The organism is Rickettsia montanensis str. OSU 85-930 (assembly GCF_000284175.1).
Lineage (GTDB): Bacteria > Pseudomonadota > Alphaproteobacteria > Rickettsiales > Rickettsiaceae > Rickettsia > Rickettsia rickettsii.
Map to the genome: position 1 here is coordinate 982,970 of NC_017043.1, position 24,585 is coordinate 1,007,554.

A 24,585-nucleotide genomic window follows, 5' to 3' on the forward strand; every position below is an offset into this window, starting at 1 on the left:
GTATAATGCTCTACGAGATGTTAATAAATTAACTAAACGTAAAAATTAAGCTTTACATTTCCTATAAATACTAAAATATCATATAAAATCCACGTTACTATCCTATTTTATAGCCCATCAATATAAATTTTTGACATAATATTTTTTCATGTATCACTATTTTTAATAATAAAAAAAGTATTAATATTTTAAGTAATTGTTAAGATATATTAAAAAGAAATTAGATATTAAAAAATATTAAATCTATAAATTCTAAACTTACAAAATTATTCTTACTTAGCTGTGCTAATGCTGCAATCCTTACCGCTATGACCGGGGAAGCAAGAGCAGATATAGAAATCTATGATATATTAAACTATACTGCTGACTACCAAATATTAACGCCTGCTCAAAAGCTTAATGTTATAAAAGGAATTCAGGACCGTACGGATTTTGGTGACCTTGTTGACGATCTTATGCCGGGGGAAAGAAGATTATTCAATAACGAAATAATAGAAGTCACTAGACTTCAAGCAGTTGCTCCTGTACTTAACGGTGCTAGAGAAAGAAGAGAAGCACGTGCAGTCGGTGTTGAAGTTGTTGATTTAACAGGTAATACAACTTGATAAATTACCGCTGGACTTACAAAATCATATTACGGCAAGAAGTACTGAAATAAAAATAAAAGATGAACTACAAGATAAGAAAACAATTATATCAAAATGAAATAGAGAGAATTGTTGATAATTTTAATACTTTAAAATTTTCCGAATCTAGCTCTTAATAAAGAAGACGTATGCGATAATATAGTCCTTACTCCTAAAGCAAACGAAGTAAATACTCAAATAAATAATTGGATTAATAACAATATTGTTAATTTAACAGTGGAAAGTAATATAGATAGCGGCTAACATTTTTATAAAATAAAGCTGCACCAGCAACATTATCAAGAATTTATGAAACGGCAGTTGATACTAACGCTAGATTACTAAGAAAAGTTTTAGCCAATAATGCAGCTGGTTTATCTAAAGCTTCTAAAACCATTACAGAGCAAAATATAACAGACGCCGTACAAAATAATTTTAATGCAAAAATGAAAGCTTTAATAATACTAAAGATTTCTCAAAAGAGGCAATTGTAAAATTTCTTAATATAATAAGTGATGAGAAAATAGAAGCGGTATTAAAAGGAGTAAAAGCAGCGAAAGCTGCTAATACCTCTGTTGTTGTACCGGTAATAGTGGTAGCCGGTGGACTGCCACTACCTACGAGGGTAGGATATAATATAATCGGCTTGGTATGGACGGTTTAGTCAGAAAGAGGAACAAGCCTATCGAAAATCTTTTTCCTAAAAAAAATGCTATAAATTAGCATTTTTTTTATTTTTTGTGGATTGCCACGCAGCCTACGGCTGCTCGCAATGACGATTATGGACCCACGCTAGCAATGCACTCCCAAGAGTCGTAAATAATACTTATTACTCGTCTCTTACTACTAACACTGATATATCTGAATGACGGACGATTTTAGAAGCATTAGGTCCAAGCATATAATCTTTTAATTGTAGTCTGACTGCAGAGATTATTATTAAATCGGCTTTAATTTCATTAGAGTGCTTAATGATTTCATCATAAACGGCACCGCTACCTATATAATAATCTGTTTCAATTTCATCGGGAATATATTGTTTGATAAGCTCTTTAATTTGAGCTTTATACTTTTCTTTTTTCTCCGTTCTCCAATTTTTAGGTAAATAATCTTCAAACATTTTCGTACCGAATTCAGGAATTACATACATAAAATGTAATTTTGCTTGAAAGTTCGTCGCAAGCATTAAAGCCTTAGAAAGAATACCTTTTATAGATTTTTTATCATTTAAATCTATAGGTATAAGTATATTTTTAAATATAGTATTTTCAGACATAAGATATTGTTAGTTTTTGTTTCTTACTGAATCATGTTTTGGTAGAACAAAATTTTTAGTATCGGCGAAATAGTTAATGTCCAGGTTATTTAATAAGTAATTAGAAAGTTTAAAATTTGCTACGTTTCTATGAAAAGCTCCGATAAATTTATCTAAAATATCACGATTCGCCTCATCTCTAGTTACTAGGATTGCCGATACTTTTACTGTAGTTTGATCATCGGTAATCCCTGGATATAAGCCCTTATGAAGTATGGCTTTATGAAAAGCCCTATTTTGTTTTATTAATTCCGTTATTTTATCATTGTCAATTGAAACGAAATCAATTTCACACTTATTAGCTATTAAATTTACTAAGGGGTTAGAATGTCCAACCATCATTATTATAGCATCTATTGCCTTATTACAGAATTTATCACTAGAATCTTCATAATTAATGTGTAGCTCTTCAGGTTCCTTAGCAAATTTATATAAAGAACGTACGGCATCATAAGTAATATTACTACTGGAAAATGCTGGACCGTTAGTTATTTTTTTTCCGTCAATATCAGCAAAAACTTTTATTTTATCCTCATCTTTTACAATAACCGTAAAAAACTCATCATGTAGACTAAGCACCTGACGTAAATTTTGCATTTTTTCTTGATCGTGATAATAACCTATGCCCTCATATGCTTCTACTGCAATATTAGCTTGCACTAGGGCTAAATCAATTTTGCCTTGTTGTAATAATTTTAAATTTTCTATACTACCGTTTGTTGCAACAACTTCGCATTTAATATGTTCATTATTTTTATCATCATTTGTAATAGTCTTGCATAAATCAAGTCCAATAGCATAATATCCTTTTAAAATAGAGCCGGTACCGATTTTAATGACTTTTGGAGCAGCATAAATATTACTGCAAATAAGAAATATGCTAATAATAGTCGCTAGTTTAAAATTGTTCATAAAACTAATTTAAATTATTTGCGGTATTTTGGTCTTCTTTATGTTCACCAAGTTTTAGTTCTAATAAATTAATAGAACTGATATTTATTCCTTTGTCTGAAAACTCAATATCAAACTTAGCTTTTTCTATATTGTTGTAAGCCGAATTTGAATCATTTTGCTCTGTATTTAATTGCGCGTCGGAAGCTTTATTAATTGCTTTAGCAATAATTGTTTTAATTATTTTCTTAGAAAAAATAGTATTATTCGGTAATAATTTATCAACTATGGAATTATAATTTTCCAGCTCAAAATATAGTTTTCCTTTCGGTAATTTATTGGTAAAGAGTTGTAAAGTACCGTTTAAATTAACTTTAGAATCATTATCACAAGTAAAAATAAATTTTTCTATATTAAAATTTTGTAAAATAGCTGAATCTTCTCCGTCTTCAGCAAATTTTAAGGAAGCAGCAATATCTAAATTAGCATTTTTAAAATTCAAAATATCTTTTTCTGAATAATAATTCATATTTAAAAATAAGGATATATTTTCCTCACTTGCTAAATTCTGTTTTCTTATAAGAAATGCTAAATCATTAATTTTAAAGATTTCTTGATTATCTTTAAATATCAATAATGCTTTATTATTTAACTGAATTGATTTTAATATTTCTTTTAAATTATCATCTTTTGATATTTTATATAAAGGTTTATTAAATTTTCCTATACCCTTTATGTCATCATCGCTGCGTACATCATAGGTAAATGTTTTGTCGCCGTAATTATCGACTTCTCTAATAAAAGGACCGAAATTAAGAGCGGCTCTTTTAGTACTAAAAGCTATATTTAGGACAATATTTTCGCATGTAAATTCTTTAGAATTTACATGATCAATTAATTTTACTTTAGGATCCGTTACGGTAATTTTCCAATTAAAAGGATAGCCTGAAAACTTAACTGCATTATAAGATATTTTAAGATTATCGGATTCAGAATTCTTAATTAAACTTACAACGTTATTTTTTATAGTATATGCAGTTGCAAACCATATTATAGTAAAGGCTAAAAACACAAAAAGAAGTATTTTACGTATCACTTTTTTAATCCATTATAATTTTATATTACGAGTAGCAGAAGGAAGGCGTACTTTTATGCCGTCTAATTCTTCGGTTAAAATAATTTGACATCCCAATCTAGAAGTATCGGTAAGACCAAAGGCTAAGTCAAGCATATCTTCCTCTGCTTCCGTAGGTTTTTTTAATTTGTTGTAAAATTCTTCTTCTAAAATAACGTGACAAGTAGCACAAGCAAGCGATCCTTCACAAGCTCCCTCAAGGTCTAGATCGTTACTATGGGCAATTTCTAAAATAGAAAGCCCTATCGGTGCTTCTACTGTTTTTTCTTCTCCATCATTTATAATAAATGTTACTTTTATTTTTCCTGACATTCTTCTTATTTTTCCTTATCTAAATGAGTTCGATTATATATAATATATTATATATAACTGAGGCTATTTAATTTGATTGATATTTTTGCCTTTTAGCAAATCATTAATTATTATATTAAACTTTGTATCCATAGATTTTTTTATTTTGGATTTAAACTCTTTAATGGAATTATTAATTAAGATCCGATCTCTAGAGTGTGCGGCTTCTTTTATATTATCTAATAAAGAATTAATTATAGATATCTCACTTTCCGATAATAAAGTTGTTAATTCCGCTATAGCACGTTCTATGCTAAAGATTAAAGCCTCTGCTTCAATTACTGCTTCTTGTAATAATCTTGTAGTATAATCTATTTTAGCATTTTTATACGCGTTTTCTAACATAATATCAATCTCCGTTTTATCAATACCATGATTTGGCTTTACTTCTATAGCATGTGATGTATTGCTGATTTTCTCATAAGCATAAACGGATAATATACCGTCTGCGTCAATAGCAAAAGTAACTTCGGCTCTAATATATCCTGCTTTCATAGGAGGAAGTCCCTTTAACTCAAATCGGGCTAAACTGCGGCAATCGGCAGCCATTTCACGTTCACCTTGCAATATATGAAATTGTATACCGGTTTGATTATCGACATAAGTCGTAAATTCTTTTACTACCGAAATAGGAATCGGAGTATTATGCATGATGATTTTTTCAACTATACCGCCATATAATTCCATACCCAGCGATAAAGGTACTACATCAATCAATAATGAATTTGTATGTGGTGCTATTAAATTTTCTGCTTGTAATGCAGCCCCCCATACAACTGCTTTATCAGGATCGATATCTGATAGAATATCTATTTTAAATGCTTTATATAATTTGTCTTTTATTAAAGGAATGCGGGTTGCACCCCCTACTAAAATAACTCCGTCTATATTTGGATTGCCTGCTTGTTCTAAACACTCTTGAGCTATATTGATAGTACGTTCTACCAAGGGCAAAATTAATTGCTCCAATGTTTGCTTATTAATTGATATATTATCATAATTAAAACTATCTTTATATGTTAAAGTTTCTTTTGCTTTTTTTGCAAGTTGTAAAGTATCTATAGAATTAGGTAAATCAAATTTATTGCAAAGATATTGTGTAATTACTACATCTATATCGTTGCCACCAAGCATATTATCGCCGTTTGTTGCTATAACTTGAAAAATACCTTCTTGTATATTAAGAATAGATACGTCAAAAGTGCCGCCGCCTAGGTCATATACTAAATAACAGCCTTTTTGATTTTTGTTTAAGCCGTAAGCATAGGCAGCTGCAGTAGGTTCGGCAATTAGCCTTAATACTTCAAAACCTGCTATTTTAGCCGCAAGCATTACTTCGCCTCTTGCTGCATCGTTAAAATGTGCAGGTACTGTTATTACTGCTTTAGTTAGATTAGTCTTTAATTGTTCTTCTGCTTGATTTTTTAGGTAAATAAAAACTTCTGCTGCAATTTCAGAGACTCTCAGTTGTTTATTTGCAAAATTTAACTTAAGCTCACTACTATTTACATCTAGATAATCTTTAACTAACGAAAAAAGTGCCGGAGTATTTAGAATTTCTTTTAATGTTTTACCGAATAGTCTTTTAATAGAACGCAGTCCTTTATTATTACCTATAGTAAAATTGTTACTTGTAAAATCTATAGTAGTTGGGATTAATTCTTTATCATCTATAGATTTAATAACTTTAACTTTTCTATTAGCTGCAATAGCTATTAATGAGTTAGTAGTGCCAAAATCGATACCGACTGCTATTTGTCGTTCTTGCTTAAAATCAGCTTGCTCCGGTTCCCTAATTTCTATTATTTGCATGATTTTATTTTTTCTTGCAGTTTATGCAGCAATGTCCCAATATATTTAAGCTTGCTAGTTTTTATAGTTGCGTCTGATAGGTTTTGTTCTTCAAAAGCTTGTTTTAAAGAATCAATTTCAAGCTTTTTCATTAATTCATATTTGTCTTTGATTTTTTCTAAATCACTAAATAAGATAGTATTTTCGATTATTTCCATTTCATCCCAGAATATGCTTAATTCTAGCGGCGAAAGTAAACTACGTGTTTTTTCGTCATTCAAATTTATATTTTGCAAAAGCAGCATATATTCAGCACGCTTTAAGGCATCTTTAAGAGTAGAGTAAGCGTTATTTAATTCAGCCGCAGTAATTAGATTTTGTTCCTTTTCCTGCAAAGTTTTTGCTTTATCGGGATGATATTTTACCTGCATAGCAAAATATTGCTTTTCTAATATCTTTAAATTAATATTATACTCTTGCGGAAGTCCTAATAATTGAAAATAATTTTGCACTTTTCCTTTTTTGTAATTCTAAACTGCTCTATCATATATCAAAAATTAAAAAAATACAATTATGGAAGTAGATCTATTACATTTTGAAAAAAAATATCATAACTGTATTGTAGCAGGTATAGATGAAGCAGGTAGAGGACCGCTCGCAGGTCCGGTAGTAGCAAGTGCCGTTATAATAGATAACACCAATATTATAACGGGCATTAAAGATTCTAAAAAGCTTTCCAAAAAGAAAAGAGAATTACTATATGAACAAATCACTAGTAATTATGTTTGGGCAACTGCTATTATTTCTCATACCGAAATTGATGATATTAATATATTAGAGGCCACTAAAAAAGCTTGTTCTATTGCTGTGGCAAATCTTAGCCTTGAGCCAGAAATAGTGTTAGTTGACGGTAATATGCAGTTTAAGGATGAAAGATTTATCAGTATAATTAACGGTGATAATTTATCATTATCGATTGCTGCGGCTTCTATTGTTGCAAAAGTTACTAGGGATCGTTTGATGCTAGACTTAAGTGCTGAATTTCCCCAATATTTATGGCACAAAAATTCCGGCTACGGTACCAAAGAACATATCGAAGCTATTAATATACACGGCTTATCACCGTATCATCGTAGGAGTTTTAGGTGTTGTTAATGGTATTGCCTGTGTGGACAACACTGAATCGTCATTGCGAGCAGCCATAGGCTGCGTGGCAATCTCATGAAATAATAACAAACTCCTGAGATTGCTGCGTCAAAATTTACAGTTTTTCCTCGCAATGACGATGACGATTTTGGTATCCACAACGCACACCATTAACTCAACTCGAGTGCCGCCTCTTCTAGAGTTTTTAGCTGATCACGAAGTTTTGCGGCTTGTTCAAATTCAAGATTACTTGCGGCTTTAAGCATTTCTTTCTTTAATTTATCAATATGGGTTTTTAGCTTAGCAGGATTATCAAATAAAGTATGAGCTTGTTTTTTATCAAGCTTACTATCGATTTTCTCAAATTCTGCTAAAGCGTGAATAGCACGGTTGATGGTTTTTGGAATTATGCCGTGTTTTTCATTATATTCCTGCTGAATTTGCCTTCTACGCAACGTTTCACTAACGGCTTTATCGATAGATTTAGTCATTTTATCAGCATAAAGTATAACTCTACCCTCGCTATTTCTTGCAGCTCTTCCTATTGTTTGTATTAACGATACTTCCGACCGCAAAAACCCCTCTTTGTCTGCATCAAGTATAGCAACTAAGCCGCATTCAGGGATGTCAAGCCCCTCCCTTAATAGATTAATACCGACTAAAATATCAATAGTACCTTGTCTTAAATCTCGTAAAATCTCTATACGCTCTAGAGTATGAACGTTAGAATGTAAATAAGAAGTTTTATATTTTAGCTCCTGCAAATAGGCGGTTAAATCTTCTGCCATTTTTTTAGTTAAGGTGGTGACTAGAACACGAAAACCTTTAGCGATAGTGGTTTGAATTTCGCTAATTAAATCCTCAACTTGGTTAGTAGCGGGTTTGATGATACATTCAGGATCAAGCAGCCCCGTAGGTCTGATAATCAATTCTACAACCGTGCCGTCGGTTTCTTCTAACTCGAACGGTCCTGGAGTTGCAGATACAAACACAGTTTGTGGTCTAAATTTTTCCCATTCTTCAAATTTTAAAGGTCTGTTATCAAGTGCAGAGGGTAGACGAAACCCATGCTCTACCAAAACTTCTTTCCTTGCTCGATCGCCATTATACATCGCTCTAATTTGTGGTACGGATACATGGCTTTCATCAACAAATAATAATGCATCTTCTGGTAGGTATTCGAATAATGTAGGAGGCGGCTCACCGGCATTACGTCCTGTGAAAAAGCGAGAGTAGTTTTCAACGCCTTTACAGCTGCCGGTTTCCGTTAACATTTCAAGATCATATTGAGTACGTTGATTTAGCCTTTGAATTTCAAGTGGTTTGTCTTGTGACTTTAAAAACTCTAAGCGTTTTTGTAATTCTTCTTTAATACCTGATATGGCATTATTGACCGTTTCTTGAGGCATCACAAAATGTGAATTACCAAAAACCATAGCTTTATCGAGCTTAGCAAGTTTTTCACCTGTTAGGGGATCAAATTCATGGATATATTCGAGTTCATTACCGAAAAACGATAAACGCCAAGCTTTATCGCTGTAATGTGAGGGGAAAATATCGATGTTGTCGCCTTTAACTCTAAAACAGCCACGCTCAAATCCGATATCGTTACGCTCATATTGTAGATTTATCAAATCGTTTAGTAGCTGATCACGAGGGTAGCTTTGACCAGGCTCTAGATTAACCATCATTTGGTAATATAAATCGGGAGAGCCAAGCCCGTAAATACAGGAAACGGAAGAAACTACTATAACGTCACGACGCTCTAATAGCGATCTTGTAGCGGCATGACGCATTAAATCAATCTGTTCGTTAATTGATGAGTCTTTTTCTATAAAAGTATCGGTGCGTGCTATATAAGCTTCGGGCTGGTAATAATCATAATATGAGACAAAGTATTCAACGGCATTCTTTGGAAAAATCGATTTCATCTCTGAATAGATTTGGGCAGCTAAAGTTTTATTATGAGCCATAATAAGAGTAGGACGATTAGTTCTCGCTATAATATTTGCCATAGTAAAGGTTTTGCCTGATCCCGTAATACCAAGCAACATTTGTGAGCGTTTTTTGCTACTTAACCCTGCTATAACTTCATCTATTGCTTTTGGTTGATCGCCTGCCGGTTTATATTCTGAGATAATAGAAAAATTATTCATGCATTTTTACTTGCTTTAAAAACTACAGTTTAAGATAATATATTAAAATCTAACAAAAAAATATAACATTATGAATAAAGCTATATTACACACAATTATTATTTATACTCTAGCTAGTTGTCCTTATTGTATAAAAGCTAAAGCATTGCTTGATGAGAAAAATGTTGTTTATGAGGAAATTGAAGTAAGTAATTTTACTCAGGAGGAGAAAGAAAAATTTATTAAGAAATCCGGTGGAAAAAAGACCGTCCCGCAGATATTTATAGATAATATGCATGTTGGCGGTTGTGATGCTCTGTTTGATCTTGAAAAAGAGGGAAGGCTGGATAAGCTGTTAGAAAATCAGCCAAAGAAGACTTCACCTGCTGCCGGAGCGTAATTAATAAAAACGTCATTGCGAGGAAATTACGGAGTAATTGACGAAGCAATCTCAGGAGTTTGTTATTATTTCATGAGATTGCCACGCTCCCTACGGCTGCTCGCAATGACGATTTAGTATCCACGCGAGCAATGCCTGCTCGCAATGATGCTGAAAACTACAAAAACTTCAAAATGTCCAAAAACAAAACTCGCAAAAATTCATTCTATCTACTTCTGTCGTATTTATGGTCGAAGGATTTTGATATACGCCTGCATATTGTTACCTCTCTTATTTGTCTAGTCATAGCTAAAGTAATAAATATTTTCGTTCCTATTGTTTATAAATATATAATAGATGGGCTAAATAAAAACTTTGCTCTTTCGGTTATTATCGGGATTATTGTTGCATATTGCGGAACAAAAATACTTGTTCAAATTTTCAGTGAATTACGAAATATCATTTTTTCAAAAGTAGGGCATCAAGCAACTCGCTTAGTTGCTCTAAATGTCTTTAAGTACATGCATAATTTAAGTATGCGTTTTTACATTACTAGAAAAACAGGGTGCTTAAGTAGGTCAATAGAGTGTGGTACTAAAGGTATTGAAGCGGTACTGCGGTATTCGTTATTTAATATTTTTCCGACAAGCGTAGAAATTATATTAGTAAGCGGGATGTTATGGTATGTTTACGGTATTTGGCTTGCCGTAACTATTTTAATAACAATGATAGTTTATGTTGGTTATACTTGCCTAATCAGTACTTGGCGTATTTCTTTTGCAAGGGGAATGAACCAAAGCGATAGCACCGCCAATAATAGAGCAATCGATAGTTTACTGAATTTTGAGATCGTTAAATATTTCGGTAATGAAGAATATGAGGCGATAAAGTTTAATGAGGCTTTACAAACTTATGAAAAATCAGCTACTAAAACTACTAACAGCCTATCGATTTTAAATATCGGGCAAGATGTTATAATATCCTTAGGGCTTGTTAGCCTTATGATACTTTCAGCAAATGCTATTAACCAAAATAAAATGACCGTCGGCGATTTAATAATGGTTAATACTTATCTATTTCAGCTATCAATTCCGCTTTCAATACTTGGCTTTGCTTATAGAGAAATTAAAAACGCTAGTTAGTATGGAAGATATGTTTAAGCTGCTTGATATACCGGCAGAAGTAGAGGATGCTTTGAACGCTAAGGAGCTAATTATCTTAAAAGATCTTAAAAGGTGAGGTTAGTTTCGATAATGTTAGCTTTAATCAGGAACGTCCGATTTTACATAATATAAGTTTTACGATCAAGGGCGGTAAAACTTTAGCAGTAGTCGGTAGTAGCGGGGCAGGGAAATCGACGATATCACGCTTGCTTTTTAGGTTTTACGATATTAATAGCGGCAATATTACTATTGATGGTCAAGATATAAGAGAAGTCACGCAACAATCGCTGCGTAAATCTATTGGAATTGTCCCGTAAGATACGGTACTGTTTAACGATACGATATGTTACAACATCGCATACGGTAATAATGCAGTAAGCTACGATGAAATCATAGTAGCCTCAAAAAATGCTCATATTCATGAGTTTATTAGCACGTTACCCGAAGGGTATGAGACGCAGGTAGGCGAGAGAGGCTTAAAGCTTTCGGGCGGTGAGAAACAGCGTATTGCAATTGCAAGAACCATCTTAAAAAATCCAGCAATATATGTTTTTGATGAGGCAACAAGTTCGCTTGATACTAAGACTGAAAAGCTAATTCAAGCAAGCCTTAAAGAGATCTCGGCTCACCATACTACCCTTATCATTGCCCATAGACTCTCAACTATTATTGATGCAGATGAGATTATCGTTTTAGATAACGGTTATATAGTTGAGCGGGGCAACCATAAAACCTTGCTACAGCACAAAGGCTATTATGCCGAACTTTGGTATAAACAGCAAGAAGAGGAACATTCTTAAAATTTATCATTATATCAACTACAAGCTTTATTAAGTGGTTTGGTAAAACCAGCTCGATGTCATTCCCGCGGAGGCTTTGTTGCGTGGATATCAAGTCGTCATTGCGAGCGAACGTTAGTGAGCGTGGCAATCTCAGGAATTCTTCTCAAGATTGCTGCGTCAAATTACTATGTAATTTTCCTCGCAATGACGAAAAAACTGATCCACGCAGGAATGACATGGATAGCTAATTGATATTTCAAAAAATTGGCTAAAATCTCTTGCAAGAATAGCGGTGACGTTATTCCGGGGTTTCAAAGCCTATATCCTAAGCGGTATTATCAGCCGTATAAATGGTATAATCCTCGACTTCATGGTCGGGGCGATAGTAGCTATGTACAGGGTTTAAAGTGTAAGCTTTAAACCTAAAAGCTATTATAACTGTTCTGTGACGGTTCTTTGAACGCCCCAACCACCCGAAGTTAAAATCTTCGGTGGTTAAAACTTGAGCAATTTAAGTTTAATCACGGGAGCAACTACATGTTCAACAAAAATAATAAATTATTGTCTAAAATATTACCATTCTCTAAGAAAAATAAAGATTTAGAAAAACTAAGATCTAAGTTTAAACAAAGGTTAGAAGAACAGGTAACGGTAGATGAGATAACAAGAATAGAGCAGCGTTCATTATATTTAGAAAGTATAAAATAATTCTAATATATAATAAAGTTTGTTAACTCTTACGATTATGTTATTGCCTAGAGACGGTTGATGTCGTCATTGTAAGCGACTAAAGGCCTTGTTGTATGGCTCGTTTATGTCATTTCCACGAAAGCGGGAATCCAGTAAAAAATGATAAAACAAAGAAAATTACATAAAAATTTAGTATATAATTTGCTTAAAAAACTAGATTCCTGCTTTCACAGGAATGACATCGGCATCCGCGCAATAATGCCACGATTATAAATATAAGCAATCCTTGAAAGAAATTTATTATGTCTCTATTATTAAATATAATTCATTAAATTTAAGGCTAAGTAATCGTGACTGATAAATCTTCTTCTAATTTAGTACCGGTAAACATCGAAGATGAGATGAAAGTATCTTATCTTGATTATGCTATGAGCGTTATAGTAAGTAGAGCTATACCGGATGTTCGGGACGGCTTAAAGCCGGTACATCGCCGAATTATCTATTCCATGCATGAAGCCGGTAATCATGCTAGTAAACCTTACAGAAAATCCGCTAGAATAGTTGGTGACGTGATGGGTAAATACCATCCGCACGGCGATAGTGCTATTTACGACTCGTTAGTACGTATGGCACAAGATTTTTCCTTGCGTTTACCGCTTGTAGACGGGCAGGGTAATTTCGGCTCGATGGACGGTGATGCGGCAGCAGCAATGAGATATACCGAATCTCGAATGGCCAAAGTTTCGCATAAGCTCGTAGAGGATATCGATAAAGAGACTGTCAGCTTTAACCCTAATTACGATGGTTCTGAAGAAGAGCCTTCCGTGCTTCCTGCAATGTTTCCAAATTTATTGGTGAACGGTAGCGGAGGTATTGCGGTCGGTATGGCAACTAATATCCCGCCTCATAATCTTGGTGAGGTTATCGATGCGTGCTGTTTATATATAGATAATAACGATATAGAAATATTAGATTTACTTGAAGTCGTTAAAGGACCGGATTTTCCTACAGGTTCAATGATTTTAGGCATTAGCGGTATTAGATCGGCATATCTTACCGGTAGAGGTAGTATCATTATGCGAGGTCGAGCCGAGATTGAGAATATCGGTAATAGCCGTCAAGCAATTATTATTACCGAAATACCGTATATGGTAAATAAGGCAAGGCTCGTTGAGAAAATCGCTGAAATGGTTAAGGAAAAGCGTATAGAAGGTATAAGTGATTTACGTGATGAATCGAATAAAAACGGTGTAAGAATTTTTATTGAGTTAAAGAAAGACGTAGTTGCTGAAGTAGTCTTAAATCAAATATACGCATGTACGCAGTTACAAACTAGCTTCGGTGTTATTATGCTTGCTCTTAAAGACGGGCTACCAAAAGTGATGAATTTGAAAGAAGTAATTGCAGCTTTCGTTAGTTTTAGGGAAGTAGTCATTACTAACCGTACTATATATTTACTCAATAAAGCAAGAGATAGAGCTCATATTTTACTAGGACTAACTATTGCCGTTAGTAATATCGATGCAATAATACGTATTATTAAAGCTTCAAATGACCCGAATGCAGCTAAACAAGAATTAATGGCTCGTCAGTGGGAAGCATTAAATATCCTACCTCTTGTAAAGTTGGTTGATGATAAAGCAATGTTAAACGAGCAGGGTAAATGTAACTTTACCGAAGTGCAAGCTAAGGCAATCTTAGAGATGAGATTGCAACGCCTGACCGCTATGGAGAAAAACAAGCTTGAAGAGGATTTAAAGAACCTCGCTACGGAAATCACCGAATATCTTAATATACTCGGCTCTCGTACAAGGTTACTTGAAATTTTAAAGGAAGAGCTCATTAAAGTTAAAGAAGAATTTGCGACTCCTCGTCTTACTTCAATTGAATTCGGCGAATTTGATCAAGATATAGAAGATTTAATTCAGCGTGAAGAAATGGTTGTAACCGTAACGCTTGGCGGGTATATCAAGCGTGTACCTCTAAGTAGCTATCGTGCGCAAAAACGTGGCGGTAAAGGAAGATCAGGGCTTTCAATGCGTGATGAAGATATTACCACGCAAGTTTTTGTCGGTAGTACTCATACTCCTATGTTGTTCTTCTCCAATATCGGTCAGGTTTATAGTTTAAAACTGTATAAACTGCCTTTAAGTAATCCGCAGGGCAAGGGTAGACCGATGGTTAATATATTACCGTTGAAAGCAAATGAGCATATTACGAATATTATGCCGCTACCTGAAAATCAGGATGAGAGGGATAATTTAAATATTATGTTCGCAACTGCCAAGGGTAATATCAGAAGAAGCGATTTATTAGATTTCAAAAAGCTTCAGTCGAACGGTAAAATTGCTATTAGGCTTGATGAGGATGATAAATTAATAGCCGTAAAACCATGTAAAGAAGACGAGCATATTTTACTTGCTACCAAAGCCGGTAAAGCTTTAAGATTCCCTGTTGAATCGCTGCGTGTTATTAAGAGCCGTACTTCCGATGGGGTACGAGGTATGAAGCTTGCCAAAGAGGATTCCGTAATTTCTATGACTGTGCTTAAAGGTATTAGTAGTACAAAAGAGGATAGAGATGCTTATTTATCCGTGCCGTGGGAGCAGAGATTAGAGATTGCTAAAGGTGAGGCGTTTAATCCTGAAGAACTTGGCGTAAGCTTAACTGCCCCGGCTATTTTGGAAATGGCAAATTCCGAAGAATTCATTTTAACCGTAACTGAGAACGGTTTTGGTAAGAGAAGCTCAGCTTATGGCTATAGAATTACTGATCGTGGCGGCAGCGGTATAATCAATATGGATATTAACGACAAAACTGGTTTAGTCGTCGGTGTTATGCCGGTTAAAATGGATGATGAGTTAATGCTGATTACCAATAGTGGTAAGTTAATTCGCTGTAAACTTGAGTCAGTACGTGTTACGGGACGTAACACTAGCGGCGTAATCCTATTTAAGCTAGATAATGGTGAAAAAGTCGTGTCTGTCTCTTTAATTGCTGAAACTTCTGAAAGTGAAGAAGATAGTGAGTTAGAGGAAGAGGGATTAGAGCAATCTGAAGAGGTGTAAGGGCTGAGGCGTTGTTATTCCCGCATAGCTCTTAAAAAGTTCTCGATGTCATTCTTGCGAAAGCATTTTGCGTAGATACCTAAGTCGTCATTGCGAGGAGGTATTGTTGCGTGGACCGGTAAAACCCACTGTGTCACTCCGTGGTCAAGCCACGGGATGACAGAGGTGAAATTGATTCACGCAACAATGCCTTGCGAGTAGCCATAGGTTATGTGGCAATCTCATGAAATAATAAAACTCCTGAGATTGCGGACGTACAAATTACTTTGTAATTTTCCTCGCAATGACGTTAATTTATTAATTGATCTGCTTTTAGTTAACAATACCCCCCAAAGAACTTCTAGACAAGTATTGCAACACTAATTTTTCTCTCTATAATAACTGTATATTGAATTTATGAATATGCAAATATTAACTTTCCAGTCTTTTTTTACTACTACAACCGGTCTAAGCCGGTAACAATATCTCTATATCTTTCTTTTAATTATATCCATCTATTTAAATTAACTAATTATTATTAGGTAAGTTTTATATTGCGTAAAATGCCACTTATTTTAATGGCTATTATCATAGCTATCATATTGTTAAACCCACTAATGAGTTTAGAAGTACAAAGGTTATTGTATTCAATAAGTCTATCCATTAAATCTATACTTGGATTATTTCTGCCTTTAATTATTTTTGGCTTACTTTTTAAATCTGTTGTAATGCTAGCCAAAGATGCAACACGTATAGTTTTCTTAATATTATTACTAGTATGTGGGTCTAATTTTTGTTCTACTTTCATAAGTCTTATATTAGGTATATACATATCAATTCGATTTATCAATGATCTCTCCTATAGAAAATGATAGCTTAAAGCCTTTATGGTTGCTTAATTTTCCTATATTATTTCTAATAATAAAATCGTATTTAGTAGTATTATCTTAGGCTTTATTTCCTCAAAATTATGTGCTGAAGTTGCAATTGGATTGGCTTGCAAGCTAGAAGCATTTGTTGCAAAAATATTGCGATTGTTTATCTATATAATTCCCTTATTTATAATGGGCTTTATCGTAAAACTACAGTTTGATGAAGTATTAGATATAATTATTAAAGATTATATGTTCATTTTTGTGATGATCGCATTTGCTCAGTTTGGTTATATCTTTCTTGCTTATTTTATTTTAAGCAACTGTCGAGTTAAGGAATTCATAGCTAGCCTCAGTAATATGATGCCAGCGTCTATAAGTGGATTTAGTGCAATGTCTAGTGTTATAAGTATGCCACTTAGTATAGTAAGAGCGGAAAATAATACAAATAATAAAGCACTCGCTCGTACCGTTGTACCAATAACAGTAAATATTCATCTTGTTGGCGGATTGTTTTGCCATACCGATTTTGGCTTATGCTATACTAAAGAGTTATGGATTAGCTGAACCCACTTTATTTAATTATTTTATTTTTACTTTTTATTTTGTATTGGCAAAATTTTCAGTAGCAGCTATACCAGGTGGTGGAATTATTGTAATGCTCCCTATACTTGAACAATATCTAGGTTTTAATACTAATATGATGTCTCTGATTACAGCTCTTTATATCTTATTTGATCCTGTGATCACTTGTGCTAATGTTTTAGGAAATGGTGCTTTTGTTAAACTGATAGATAATATATATAGTGTAACTCAGAAAGCTTAATTTAAGCAAATTTGCATGGAGCAAGTCATGTGCCACCGTGAGTATTAATAAATATTTTAGCAATAGGACGAGGTTTCTCAAAATACTCTAGGTTCTTGCGTGCAGAAAATTAAATTATTTGTATTTTTAGATATTTTTGAGCAAAAATTAATAAGAACGCAAGAGCCTAATATCTCTTTTTCTTTTAAAGTAATTGTTGAATTATCTATATTTGATAAATTAGCTATTTGTGTTCCTTGAATTATTTTTTTACGAAGAATTAGTGAATTTTTTAACCAAATCTCAAATATTAATTAGATAATTGATTTAAAAGAGAAAAAGCATATAATCTTTGTGTGGAAAGTGATATATTGGTAATAAATTATGATGTGGTTATTAATTGCGGTTGGTTTAACCGTTGCGGTTCTTATTATAGGGGTAGTGTCGATGGCTATCGGAGGAAAGTTTGATAAGAAATTTAGTTCAAAGTTAATGACTTTAAGAGTTTTTTTTCAGGCAGTTGCTATATTTTTATTGATTATAATGTATTTTTATAAAGTTAATTTATAAATGTCTGAAAATAACTCAAAAGCTACTTAATCGATTTCTCTAATTTCTTCACGTAATTCTTCCCATTTGTCTAAAATTTCTTCTAATGTAACTTCTTCGACTTTCTTCTCTCCATCTTCAAAGTCCTTTAAATCTCTAATCAGTTTCTCTAGCTTTAATAATGAAATTTTTTTTTCATTATACTGATCGCTACAATGTTCTTCGAGTTGTTCGGCAATTTCTTCAATATCACCCCAATGCATTATTATTCCTCCTTAATTTTATGTAAGCCTTACTTATTAACATGTTATCTGATATTTGCTATTATTTTTTACTAAATATTATTAATGCGACAAATTATTGCAAATAGGTGAGTTTATTATGCAACTATTGTTGGAATTAGGCAGGTTTGCTTTCTTTACATTTTGGTGATTTTATGGTATATCAAAATAAAATATTAAGATTTAATTATGTCAATATTACCGATAGTAACGGCACCTGATGAAAGATTAAAGCAGAAATCTCAGCCGGTTTTAGAGTTTACCGATCAAACACGAAAATTTATGGATGATGTGCTTAAAACTATGTACCATGAAGACGGTGCAGGGCTTGCAGCAGTACAAGTAGGGGTATTGAAACGTATTTTAGTAATTGATATAAAAGATCATGATTCGGTAGTAAGACCAAAAGATTTTTATCCGCTTTTTATAGTGAATCCTGAAATAATAGAAAAATCAGAAGAGCTAGTTACGGCTAACGAAGGTTGTATCTCATTACCAGAGCAACGTATTGAGGTGGCAAGACCGGAATCTATAAAGATTAGGTATTTAGACTATCATGGTAAATCGCAAGAGCTTAAAGCAAATGATTGGCTTGCAAGAGTTATCCAGCATGAGTATGATCATTTAGAAGGTAAGCTTATGATTGATTATTTAAGTAATTTAAAACGAGATGTAGTACTTCGTAAGCTTAAGAAACTCAAAAATAATATAGTGTGAAAGTAATCTTTATGGGAACGCCTGAATTCGCTGTTCCCGCTCTTAAAAAACTTATAACTCATCACGAAGTTAAAGCTGTTTTTACACAGCAACCTAAAGCTAAGGGCAGAGGACTTAACTTAGCTAAATCTCCAATACATAAATTAGCATTTGAGCATCAAATTCCTGTTTATACTCCTTCTACTCTTCGTAATGATGAAATAATAAATCTAATTAATAAAGTTAATGCTGATATTATAGTTGTTATTGCATATGGTTTTATTGTGCCGAAAGCTATATTAGAAGCTAAGAAATACGGCTGTCTTAATATCCATCCATCCGATTTGCCTCGTCACAGAGGAGCGGCTCCTCTGCAGCGTACTATTATAGAGGGTGACCGGAAAAGTAGTGTATGTATTATGCGTATGGATACAGGGCTTGATACAGGTGATATATTGCTGAAAGAAGATTTTGATTTAGAAGAAAGAACAACATTGGAAGAACTGCATAACAAATGTGCAAATCTCGGGGCGGAGTTATTAATTAAAACACTTGCAAATATCGATAATATAGTACCAATAAAACAGTTAAGTGACGGCGTTACGTATGCTCATAAATTAACTAAAGAAGAAGGAAAAATTAATTGGCATGAATCCGCATATAAAATAGATTGTAAAATAAGGGGCATGAATCCTTGGCCCGGAGCATATTTTAGTTATAATGATAAAATAATTAAAATCCTTGAAGCAGAATATTTAAATGCGGCTCATCACTTTACTTCCGGTACCGTTATTAGCGATAAGCTGGAAATAGCTTGTGGAAGCGGTATATTACGAGTGAAAAAACTTCAGCAAGAGAGTAAAAAAGCTTTGAATATAGAAGAATTTTTACGTGGTACAAATATTTTAAAAGATACAGTATTAAAATAAGAGTATTATTATGGGTAAAGATGAAAAAGAAGTTAGGTTTAATGATAATTGAGACGTTAAGGAGTTTACCTCAAAGCTTGAAAAGAATAGTGATATTTATTCTGTAAAAAGGAAAGTAATTAATATAGTAGATGATGAAGTAGAGGATCAAACTAAGCTACTTACGGAAACTCAATTTCTTGTGAAAAAAACTCCACATGGTAAAACATCTCAATATGAAATTAGCAGCTTTATTAACAAAGCCGACGAACATATAAACGATCCAAAGCAAATAAAAGAAATTTCAAAATTATACGCTCATGCTGCATTTGCTGATTTACAGAAAAATATTTTAGGTAAATTTGATAAGAACGGTAATTTAAGTATAACTAAAGATTTTGCAATTGATGAAAATCTAGTCTTTAGAAAAGACGGTAAATTATTGTTTGTTAAAACTCAAAGCGGTTTGATAAACAGAGAAGGAGAAATGACAGCAGTAAATCATGTTTTACAAAAAGGCAGATTTTTGTTTGAAGATTTAGGCGGTAAGGTAGATACAACATTAGGGACCGCAAATCTAAACAAAAAGCCGACAAAGCCTACTTTAAAAAGAGGTTAAAATAACTTTAAGCCCTCTCATAAGAAATAAAATTAAAATTATTTGAAATTAGTGTTTGACAAGCTTTAAAAATATAGATATAAAGTCACCACACAAAGTTTGAAACGTAAAACTTTGTAGCTGTTTAAAAAGTTGATAAAGCTAAAAACTAAATACACCGCGATAATAAAAATTTATATCGTGAGTAGATGCTGAAAATAATTGTGGAATTGATTCTGTATGCATCGTGTAATCTCAAGTTAAAAGCGTAAGTAAATATAATAAGAGCATTTGGTGGATGCCTTGGCACTAGAAGGCGATGAAGGACGTGGTACGCTGCGATAAGCTTCGGGGAGTTGCGAATAAACTTTGATCCGAAGATTTCCGAATAGGGAAACCCACCTAATTTATTAGGTATTGTATAGTGAATACATAGCTATATGAGGCAAACCCAGCGAACTGAAATATCTAAGTAGCTGGAGGAAAGGACATCAACCGAGACTCCGTTAGTAGTGACGAGCGAACGCGGACCAGGCCAGTGGCTTCAAAAAAATAACTAAAACAACATGGAAAGGTTGACCATAGAGGGTGATAGTCCCGTATAGGTAAAAAGTTTGAAGTCCTTGAGTAAGGCGGGACACGTGAAATCCTGTTTGAACATAGGGGGACCACCCTCTAAGCCTAAGTACTCTCTAGTGACCGATAGTGGACAAGTACCGTGAGGGAAAGGTGAAAAGTACCCCGACAAGGGGAGTGAAATAGTATCTGAAACCAAATGCTTACAAGCAGTCGGAGCAAGCGTATTTATATGTCTTGTGACGGCGTACCTTTTGTATAATGGGTCAGCGACTTAGTTTATCTAGCAAGCTTAAGCCGTTAGGTGTAGGCGTAGCGAAAGCGAGTCTGAATAGGGCGTTTAGTTAGATGAATTAGACCCGAAACCGGGTGATCTAGCCATGGCCAGGTTGAAAGCGGAGTAAAATCCACTGAAGGACCGAACCCACTACTGTTGAAAAAGTAGGGGATGAGCTGTGGTTAGGGGTGAAAGGCCAATCAAACTCGGATATAGCTGGTTCTCCGCGAAATCTATTTAGGTAGAGCGTTATAGCGATTACCATCGAAGGTAGAGCACTGAATGAGCTAGGGGGTCCCACAGACTTACCAAACTCAATCAAACTCCGAATGTCGATGAGTACAGCATAGCAGACAGACTATGGGTGCTAAGGTCCATAGTCGAGAGGGAAAAAGCCCAGACCGCCATCTAAGGTCCCTAAATCATGACTAAGTGTTAAAGGATGTGAGAAGACCAAAACAACTAGGATGTTGGCTTAGAAGCAGCCATCATTTAAAGAAAGCGTAATAGCTCACTAGTCTAAATAAGTTTTCTTGCGCCAACAATGTAACGGGGCTCAAGTCATGTACCGAAGATGCGGGTTTATGCATTTGGCATAAATGGTAGCGGAGCGTTCCGTAAGCCTGCGAAGGTGAACCGTAAGGTTTGCTGGAGGTATCGGAAGTGAGAATGCTGACATAAGTAGCGATAAAGAATGTGAGAAACATTCTCGCCGAAAGTCCAAGGGTTCTTGCGTAAAGTTAATCTGCGCAAGGTTAGTCGGCCCCTAAGATGAGGCTGAAAGGCGTAATCGATGGGAATCAGGTTAATATTCCTGAACCTGAAGGATGTGACGAGAATAGTAAATTGTACAGTCTTATTGGATTGATTGTGCGGTGAATATTTTCCAGGAAATAACACCTTCATTATAGACCGTACCCGAAACCGACACAGGTGGACAGGTAGAGTATACCAAGGCGCTTGAGAGAACGATGCTGAAGGAACTAGGCAAATTGCATCTGTAACTTCGGAAGAAAGATGACCTGTATATGGGCAACCATGTGCAGGTGGCACAAGCTAGGGGGTAGCGACTGTTTATTAAAAACACAGGGCTCTGCAAAGTCAATAGACGACGTATAGGGTCTGACGCCTGCCCAGTGCTGGAAGATTAAAAGGAGGGGTGCAAGCTCTGAATTGAAGTCCCAGTGAACGGCGGCCGTAACTATGACGGTCCTAAGGTAGCGAAATTCCTTGTCGGGTAAGTTCCGACCCGCACGAATGGCGTAACGATTTCCCCACTGTCTCCAGTATCGACTCAGCGAAATTGAATTCTCCGTGAAGATGCGGAGTTCCCGCGGTCAGACGGAAAGACCCCGTGAACCTTTACTATAGCTTTGCACTGGTGTTAGGAACCGGATGTGCAGGATAGGTGGGAGACTACGAAGCGAAGGCGTCAGCCTTTGTGGAGTCATCCTTGAGATACCACCCTTTTGGTTCTTGACATCTAACCGAGATCCTTGAATCAGGATCCGAGACAATGCATGGTGGGTAGTTTGACTGGGGCGGTCGCCTCCCAAAGAGTAACGGAGGCGCGCGATGGTTAGCTCAGGTTGGTCGGAAATCAACTTTTAGAGTGCAATGGCATAAGCTAGCCTGACTGCGAGTCTGACAAGACAAGCAGAGACGAAAGTCGGTCATAGTGATCCGGTGGTTCCGAGTGGAAGGGCCATCGCTCAACGAATAAAAGGTACTCCGGGGATAACAGGCTGATGATTTCCAAGCGTCCATAGCGACGAAATCGTTTGGCACCTCGATGTCGGCTCATCACATCCTGGGGCTGGAGAAGGTCCCAAGGGTTCGGCTGTTCGCCGATTAAAGTGGTACGTGAGCTGGGTTTAGAACGTCGTGAGACAGTTCGGTCCCTATCTGCCGTGGGTGTAGGAAGTTTGAGAGGATCTGCCTTTAGTACGAGAGGACCGAGGTGGACGTACCCCTGGTGGACCAGTTGTCGTGCCAACGGCACAGCTGGGTAGCTAAGTACGGAAGGGATAACCGCTGAATGCATCTAAGCAGGAAACCCACCTCAAAACTAGACTTCCCCATTAGAGCCGTGGAAGACCACCACGTTGATAGGTCGGGTGTGGAAGCACAGTAATGTGTGCAGCTAACCGATACTAATAGCTCGATTGATTTACTTTGCTGTGAGATTACATATGTATATAGTGTTAATGCTATAAGAGTGTAGTATCAACTCACAAAGTTATCAGGTTAAATAGCTTTATCAACTAATAAAAATGTTATTGCATAACTAATGTTATACTGTAGCCCCGCCACGATATCCAGCGAAAATTATTTTGCTGAGTATCGTAGTAAAAGTTAAGATATGATGTTAAGAATTTTTTTGAGTCGTGCAATAACATTAACAGCAAACTATAATACAAATCTATCTTTTTAAAAGTTTGTATTGTTAGCTTGGTGGTTATAGCATGAGTGAAACACACGATCCCATCCCGAACTCGAACGTGAAACCTCATAGCGCTAATGGTACTATGTCATAAGGCATGGGAGAGTAAGTCGCTGCCAAGCTTGCAATGCAAGTTTTTAATTATCTTTCTTTCTCTTTATGAGATATTTTATATTCATAATTTTCACCTTTCTCTATATTAGTAATGCTTACGCATTAAAGAATAAACATCAATTTATTTCCATAGAATCGCTAAAATCTAACATAGAAATTAAAAAGCTATTTAAAGAAAAAAATATTGGTCAATTTATTTTAGAGTTACCAAACGGTACAGTAATTAATGAAGGTGGAATTTTAACTCAAGAAGGTTATATTCTACAAGATACTCAAACAATCTTAGGTGATCAACATCGTTTATTAAAAAAAACGAGATATTAATAATTGGCATCATTGGCTGCTACAAATTTTGCCTAGATTAATTATATTAAAAGAATCAGCTCTTGAATATGATCGTATCTATATTAATAATTTAAAATATTCATGGCAAATTAAGTCATGAGAAATAGTATTAAATTATTTAAATATACCGAAAGATAAGCTTTTTGTAGTAAATAGTGACTGTATAATTCAAGCTACTAGACTAATTGTTCCATCTGTACCGTTTATTCCGGTAAAAGGTACGCCTTTGCCTTTATGGTTAAAAAAAGATTTAAGAAATATTTTTATTAAAGATAATAGTAAAGCATACGATAAAATATATATTTCTCGTAAATACGCTGCTACCCGAAAAATAGTTAATGAAGAGGAATTAATAGAAAAAATTGAGAGATTCGGTTTTAAAGTAATATATCTAGAGCTATCCTCCCCGTATGAACAGGCCCAGCTTTTTAATAAAGCAAAAATAATAGTTGGACCGCACGGATCAGAATTTGCTAACTTTATTTTTGCGGTTCCAAAATGCAAAGTAGTAGAGATTGATCACGGTACAACTCCCTCTAGAAGTTTTTATAAAAGAATGGCAAATTATATGTCATGCGATTATTATCCTTTTTATGTAGATCAGACAACAGAAGAGCATTTAGAAGACGATATAAAGATCAATATTGATGAATTTATCTGTAAATAAATT

At 34.7% G+C, this 24,585-nt stretch carries 23 protein-coding genes, 2 rRNA genes and 2 pseudogenes; 18 read left to right on the forward strand and 9 right to left on the reverse strand.

The annotated features are described in order from the left end of the window. Nucleotides 1-308: 308 nt before the first annotated feature. A pseudogene (locus tag MCI_RS05320) lies at nucleotides 309-599 on the forward strand (hypothetical protein); the annotation flags it as partial. A gap of 856 nt (nucleotides 600-1,455) precedes the next feature. Here MCI_RS05320 and MCI_RS05325 read toward each other — a convergent pair. From MCI_RS05325 to hscB, 6 genes are all read right to left on the reverse strand, one after another. Then, a complete protein-coding gene (locus MCI_RS05325; protein WP_014409977.1) occupies nucleotides 1,456-1,902 on the reverse strand; it encodes a universal stress protein in 447 nt (148 codons plus the stop codon). A 9-nt stretch (nucleotides 1,903-1,911) separates the two neighbouring features. Next, nucleotides 1,912-2,853, reverse strand: coding sequence for a TAXI family TRAP transporter solute-binding subunit (locus MCI_RS05330; protein ID WP_014409978.1), 942 nt, complete (start codon nucleotides 2,851-2,853; stop codon nucleotides 1,912-1,914). Nucleotides 2,854-2,857: 4 nt separating this feature from the next. Then, nucleotides 2,858-3,928 carry a hypothetical protein gene (locus tag MCI_RS05335; protein WP_014409979.1) on the reverse strand — a complete coding sequence of 357 codons (1,071 nt, stop codon included), beginning with the start codon at nucleotides 3,926-3,928 and terminating at the stop codon, nucleotides 2,858-2,860. 12 nt (nucleotides 3,929-3,940) lie between these two features. Then, complete coding sequence (locus MCI_RS05340) at nucleotides 3,941-4,279, reverse strand: ferredoxin family 2Fe-2S iron-sulfur cluster binding protein (RefSeq protein WP_010423662.1); 339 nt, start codon at nucleotides 4,277-4,279, stop codon at nucleotides 3,941-3,943. Nucleotides 4,280-4,342: 63 nt separating this feature from the next. Further along, nucleotides 4,343-6,130, reverse strand: coding sequence for a Fe-S protein assembly chaperone HscA (gene hscA / locus MCI_RS05345; protein WP_014409980.1), 1,788 nt, complete (start codon nucleotides 6,128-6,130; stop codon nucleotides 4,343-4,345). Further along, a complete protein-coding gene (gene hscB / locus MCI_RS05350) occupies nucleotides 6,121-6,621 on the reverse strand; it encodes a Fe-S protein assembly co-chaperone HscB (protein WP_004996487.1) in 501 nt (166 codons plus the stop codon). Before hscB ends, hscA begins: the two co-directional genes overlap by 10 nt. A gap of 61 nt (nucleotides 6,622-6,682) precedes the next feature. On the opposite strand from hscB, the gene MCI_RS05355 reads away from it, so the two are divergent. Beyond that, nucleotides 6,683-7,264 (forward strand): ribonuclease HII, encoded by a 582-nt coding sequence (locus tag MCI_RS05355; RefSeq protein WP_014409981.1) that lies wholly within the window; start codon nucleotides 6,683-6,685, stop codon nucleotides 7,262-7,264. A 161-nt stretch (nucleotides 7,265-7,425) separates the two neighbouring features. On the opposite strand, the gene uvrB is transcribed toward MCI_RS05355, so the two are convergent. Next, the gene (uvrB, locus tag MCI_RS05360; RefSeq protein WP_014409982.1) at nucleotides 7,426-9,411 is read right to left on the reverse strand and encodes an excinuclease ABC subunit UvrB; all 1,986 of its coding nucleotides are present in this window, start codon (nucleotides 9,409-9,411) and stop codon (nucleotides 7,426-7,428) included. Between the two features lie 70 nt (nucleotides 9,412-9,481). Here uvrB and grxC point away from each other — a divergent pair, with 70 nt between their 5' ends. The 5 genes and pseudogenes from grxC (at nucleotide 9,482) to gyrA (ending at nucleotide 15,472) form a co-directional block, all read left to right on the forward strand. Beyond that, nucleotides 9,482-9,790, forward strand: a complete 309-nt coding sequence (gene grxC / locus MCI_RS05365) for a glutaredoxin 3 (protein WP_014409983.1) — start codon at nucleotides 9,482-9,484, stop codon at nucleotides 9,788-9,790. 173 nt (nucleotides 9,791-9,963) lie between these two features. Continuing rightward, a pseudogene (locus MCI_RS05370) lies at nucleotides 9,964-11,732 on the forward strand (ABCB family ABC transporter ATP-binding protein/permease). A gap of 246 nt (nucleotides 11,733-11,978) precedes the next feature. After that, a complete protein-coding gene (locus tag MCI_RS08625) occupies nucleotides 11,979-12,134 on the forward strand; it encodes a hypothetical protein (protein WP_156794972.1) in 156 nt (51 codons plus the stop codon). 117 nt (nucleotides 12,135-12,251) lie between these two features. Further along, nucleotides 12,252-12,422, forward strand: coding sequence for a hypothetical protein (locus MCI_RS09095; protein ID WP_014409985.1), 171 nt, complete (start codon nucleotides 12,252-12,254; stop codon nucleotides 12,420-12,422). A gap of 332 nt (nucleotides 12,423-12,754) precedes the next feature. Next, nucleotides 12,755-15,472, forward strand: a complete 2,718-nt coding sequence (gene gyrA / locus MCI_RS05375; protein ID WP_014409986.1) for a DNA topoisomerase (ATP-hydrolyzing) subunit A — start codon at nucleotides 12,755-12,757, stop codon at nucleotides 15,470-15,472. Nucleotides 15,473-15,989: 517 nt separating this feature from the next. On the opposite strand, the gene MCI_RS05380 is transcribed toward gyrA, so the two are convergent. Next, the gene (locus MCI_RS05380; protein ID WP_041404248.1) at nucleotides 15,990-16,259 is read right to left on the reverse strand and encodes a hypothetical protein; all 270 of its coding nucleotides are present in this window, start codon (nucleotides 16,257-16,259) and stop codon (nucleotides 15,990-15,992) included. Between the two features lie 178 nt (nucleotides 16,260-16,437). Here MCI_RS05380 and MCI_RS10345 point away from each other — a divergent pair, with 178 nt between their 5' ends. From MCI_RS10345 to MCI_RS05400, 4 genes are all read left to right on the forward strand, one after another. Continuing rightward, nucleotides 16,438-16,890: a cation:dicarboxylate symporter family transporter gene (locus MCI_RS10345; protein ID WP_269479135.1), complete on the forward strand. Its 453-nt coding sequence runs from the start codon at nucleotides 16,438-16,440 to the stop codon at nucleotides 16,888-16,890. Further along, entirely contained in the window at nucleotides 16,853-17,149 is a 297-nt protein-coding gene (locus tag MCI_RS10350) for a cation:dicarboxylate symporter family transporter (protein ID WP_014409989.1), read from the forward strand. Before MCI_RS10345 ends, MCI_RS10350 begins: the two co-directional genes overlap by 38 nt. Nucleotides 17,150-17,248: 99 nt before the next feature. Further along, nucleotides 17,249-17,389 (forward strand): hypothetical protein, encoded by a 141-nt coding sequence (locus tag MCI_RS05395; protein WP_014409990.1) that lies wholly within the window; start codon nucleotides 17,249-17,251, stop codon nucleotides 17,387-17,389. Nucleotides 17,390-17,512: 123 nt separating this feature from the next. Then, nucleotides 17,513-17,698, forward strand: coding sequence for a twin transmembrane helix small protein (locus MCI_RS05400; RefSeq protein ID WP_014409991.1), 186 nt, complete (start codon nucleotides 17,513-17,515; stop codon nucleotides 17,696-17,698). Between the two features lie 26 nt (nucleotides 17,699-17,724). Here MCI_RS05400 and MCI_RS05405 read toward each other — a convergent pair whose 3' ends face one another. Next, on the reverse strand, nucleotides 17,725-17,940 hold the full coding sequence (locus tag MCI_RS05405; RefSeq protein ID WP_010976937.1) for a Fe-S cluster assembly protein IscX: 216 nt from the start codon (nucleotides 17,938-17,940) through the stop codon (nucleotides 17,725-17,727). Nucleotides 17,941-18,147: 207 nt separating this feature from the next. Here MCI_RS05405 and def point away from each other — a divergent pair, with 207 nt between their 5' ends. The 7 genes from def (at nucleotide 18,148) to MCI_RS05440 (ending at nucleotide 24,582) form a co-directional block, all read left to right on the forward strand. Next, complete coding sequence (def, locus tag MCI_RS05410; protein ID WP_014409992.1) at nucleotides 18,148-18,675, forward strand: peptide deformylase; 528 nt, start codon at nucleotides 18,148-18,150, stop codon at nucleotides 18,673-18,675. Continuing rightward, nucleotides 18,672-19,583, forward strand: coding sequence for a methionyl-tRNA formyltransferase (gene fmt, locus MCI_RS05415; RefSeq protein WP_014409993.1), 912 nt, complete (start codon nucleotides 18,672-18,674; stop codon nucleotides 19,581-19,583). The genes def and fmt overlap by 4 nt, the downstream gene beginning before the upstream one ends. Nucleotides 19,584-19,764: 181 nt before the next feature. After that, complete coding sequence (locus tag MCI_RS05420) at nucleotides 19,765-20,181, forward strand: hypothetical protein (protein WP_014409994.1); 417 nt, start codon at nucleotides 19,765-19,767, stop codon at nucleotides 20,179-20,181. A 249-nt stretch (nucleotides 20,182-20,430) separates the two neighbouring features. Next, a 23S ribosomal RNA gene (locus MCI_RS05425) occupies nucleotides 20,431-23,191 on the forward strand. A gap of 272 nt (nucleotides 23,192-23,463) precedes the next feature. After that, nucleotides 23,464-23,578: ribosomal RNA gene (gene rrf / locus MCI_RS05430) — 5S ribosomal RNA — on the forward strand. A 37-nt stretch (nucleotides 23,579-23,615) separates the two neighbouring features. Beyond that, entirely contained in the window at nucleotides 23,616-23,894 is a 279-nt protein-coding gene (locus MCI_RS09990) for a hypothetical protein (RefSeq protein ID WP_050982554.1), read from the forward strand. 205 nt (nucleotides 23,895-24,099) lie between these two features. Next, nucleotides 24,100-24,582, forward strand: coding sequence for a glycosyltransferase family 61 protein (locus MCI_RS05440; RefSeq protein ID WP_410526318.1), 483 nt, complete (start codon nucleotides 24,100-24,102; stop codon nucleotides 24,580-24,582). Nucleotides 24,583-24,585 lie beyond the last annotated feature (3 nt).